At 59.3% G+C, this 2,967-nt stretch carries 3 protein-coding genes; all 3 read left to right on the forward strand.

Annotated elements, in window-relative coordinates; translation table 11 throughout:
- The first annotated feature begins 276 nt into the window (after nt 1-276).
- The 3 genes from V6C07_RS02800 to V6C07_RS02810 all read left to right on the forward strand — a co-directional run bounded on the left by V6C07_RS02800 (nt 277) and on the right by V6C07_RS02810 (nt 2,879).
- A complete protein-coding gene (locus tag V6C07_RS02800) occupies nt 277-1,086 on the forward strand; it encodes an HpcH/HpaI aldolase family protein (protein WP_333534860.1) in 810 nt (269 codons plus the stop codon).
- Nucleotides 1,083-1,997 (forward strand): NAD-dependent epimerase/dehydratase family protein, encoded by a 915-nt coding sequence (locus tag V6C07_RS02805; RefSeq protein WP_333534861.1) that lies wholly within the window; start codon nt 1,083-1,085, stop codon nt 1,995-1,997. Before V6C07_RS02800 ends, V6C07_RS02805 begins: the two co-directional genes overlap by 4 nt.
- A 111-nt stretch (nt 1,998-2,108) precedes the next feature.
- Nucleotides 2,109-2,879 (forward strand): 3-deoxy-manno-octulosonate cytidylyltransferase, encoded by a 771-nt coding sequence (locus V6C07_RS02810; protein WP_333534863.1) that lies wholly within the window; start codon nt 2,109-2,111, stop codon nt 2,877-2,879.
- The last annotated feature ends 88 nt before the right edge of the window (nt 2,880-2,967 follow it).

Raw genomic sequence — 2,967 nt, forward strand, 5'->3', positions numbered from 1 at the left:
CGCAGGCGCGCGCGCCGGAAAGGCGCAGGGCAATCTACCGCCGGCTAAGCGCCGGAGCGCATCTGGCGGCGCTGAAACTGCACAGGGTTTCAGCCTGTCTGCTCCGGAAATGCGGGATAGGGACAGCCGAAATTGCGGATGTCCACAGTGCAAACATACATGTTCCGGCGGTACTTGCAAATATGCGGGCGGAGCAGGACCAGCCGGGCCGTATTGCGTGCCGCTGCGGCTGGGCGTATACTGGAGGTTGGTACGTAACCTCAACCCTGCGGCGGCATGCCGTTTGATATGACCGTACACGAAATACGCGCGCTCCTGGCTGCGGACAAAGCCACGGTAGGCACATGGCTGCAGTTGCCTTCTGCCGATGTGGCCGAGCTTATGGCTCGCGCGGGCTATGACTGGGTGGCTGTGGATATGGAACACGGCTCCTTTGGCCGCACCGGGCTGCCGGACATTTTCCGGGCCATCGAATGCGGCGGGGCTGCGCCTTTTGCGCGCTTGCCCGAAGCCGGGAAAACCCAGATCAAGTCCGCGCTGGAAGCGGGCGCTCAGGGGCTGATTTTTCCCATGATTGAAAGTCGCGAACAGCTGGACCGTGCCATTGACTGGGCCGTTTATCCCGGCCAGGACCATTGGCGTTCCGCCGGAGAAACCGCCGGTGAATACAGGGGGGTTGGTTTTTGCCGGGCCAATGTGTTTGGCAAATGCTTTGAGGAGTATCGAAGCTCCCTCGCGCCCGAAATATTTCTTGTGGCGCAGATAGAGCATATCCGCGCTGTGGAAAACCTGGACGCCATCCTGTCGCATCCGCGGCTGGACGCCATCATGGTCGGCCCGTACGATCTTTCCGGCTCAATGGGGCTTACGGGACAGTTTGACCACAAGGACTTCAAGGCTGCCATGGATCGCATCGCGGCCGCCTGCGCCCGCCACAAGGCCCGCATGGGACTGCACATTGTGCAGCCCGATCCGGCCGAGCTCAAACGGCAGATCGCGGCAGGCAGCCGTTTTATTGCCTATGGCATAGATTCCGTCTTTCTCTGGCATGCATCTGAGCGGCCGGATCAGGGAGAACAACTGTGAAAATAACCGTTTTTGGCGGATCCGGCTTTCTGGGTTCGCATATTTGCGACAAACTTTCCGATGCCGGGCATGCGGTCACCATTGTGGACCTGCATCCCTCACCCTGGCTGCGGCCTGACCAGACCATGCTCACGGGCAATATTCTTGAGGAAGAAACCGTGCGCAGGGCAGTGGAAGGCGCAGACATGGTGTTCAACTATGCGGGCATAGCCGACATCGGCGAAGCCAATAACCGCCCGGTGGACACCGCGCGCATCAACGTGCTCGGCAATGTCATGATTCTCGAAGCCTGCCGCCATGCAGGGGTAAAGCGCTACGTCTTTGCCAGCTCCCTGTATGTATACGGCAAGTCGGGCGGTTTTTACCGCTGCAGCAAGCAGGCGTGCGAACTGTATATTGAAAACTATCAGGCCATGCACAATCTGCCCTACACCATACTGCGCTATGGCTCGCTTTACGGCCCCCGGTCGGACAGGCGCAACGCCATCAACCGCTTTGTGTACGAGGCGCTTGCCACGGGCGGCATCACGTATTACGGCGCACCCACGGCCCTGCGCGAATACGTGCACGTGGACGACGCCAGCGCCGCCACCCTGGCCGTGCTGGCCCCGGAATTTGAAAACCAGAATATCATCATTTCCGGCAACCAGCCCATGCGGGTCGGGGATCTTTTCAAGATGATCGGCGAAATGCTGGGCAAAGAGCTGGTCATCAACTACCAGAACGACCCCAACAGCGGCCACTATCAGGTCACGCCTTATGCCTTCATGCCCAAGGTGGGCCGCAAACTGGTGCCGCCGCTCACCGTGGACCTCGGTCAGGGCATCCTGCGGGTTATGGAAGAAGAGCACAAGGAAATGCACCCGGAACTGGAGTCCGAGGGCGGATACCTTGTGGCTACGGACGACTAGGCGCAGCCAGCACACGGTCTTTTGTCCGTACAGGGTTTTTCGTGCAGCATTGCCGTTCAACGGGCATGCTGAAAATATCTCTGAAAATTTGAGGCCATAAGGAGCCGCTACATGAACATTATTGCCATCATTCCCGCGCGTATGGGGTCCAGCCGCTATCCCGGCAAGCCGCTTGCCCTCATCCATAACGTACCCATGGTGGGCCACGTGGCCTTTCGCACGGGCATGAGCAAAACGCTGTCTTCCACCTACGTGGCGACCTGCGATGAAATTATCGAAAATTATTGCAAAGATGCGGGCCTGCCCTGCGTCATGACCGGCGACCATCACGTGCGCTGCTCCACGCGCACGGCTGAGGCCCTGCTCAAGATTGAGGCCGCCGCCGGCAAAAAAGCCGACATCGTTGTGATGGTGCAGGGCGACGAGCCTATGGTGCGCCCCGAAATGATTGACGCCGCCGTGGCCCCCATGCTGGCCGACCCGTCCATCAACGTGACCAACCTCATGGCCGATATGGATACCCTTGAAGAATTTGAAGACCCCAACGAAGTCAAGGTGGTGGTGGACAGGTTCAACGATGCCCTCTATTTTTCGCGTGAGCCCATTCCTTCACGCAAAAAAGGCTCGGACAAGGTCCCCATGCGCAAACAGGTCTGCATCATTCCTTTCCGTCGCGACTACCTGCTGCGCTTCAATGAAATGGAAGAAAGCCCCCTGGAAATCTACGAATCCGTAGACATGATGCGCATCCTTGAATACGGGGAAAAGGTACGCATGGTTCCCACGGCCAGCCGCACCTGGAGCGTGGATACGCCCGAGGATCTTGTGCGCGTGTGCCGCCTCATGGAAGGCGACGACCTTATGAAGGAATACAGCAAGTAGTATGGCTGCGCTCGACAAACCGGGCATGACGCAGGAGAGCGGGGCGGCCGGACAGGCCGGCCCTGCCGCGTCCTCCGAAACGGGCGGC

Origin of the sequence: Desulfovibrio sp. 1214_IL3152, from assembly GCF_036763055.1 — a bacterium.
In the GTDB taxonomy this organism is placed as follows: domain Bacteria; phylum Desulfobacterota; class Desulfovibrionia; order Desulfovibrionales; family Desulfovibrionaceae; genus Desulfovibrio.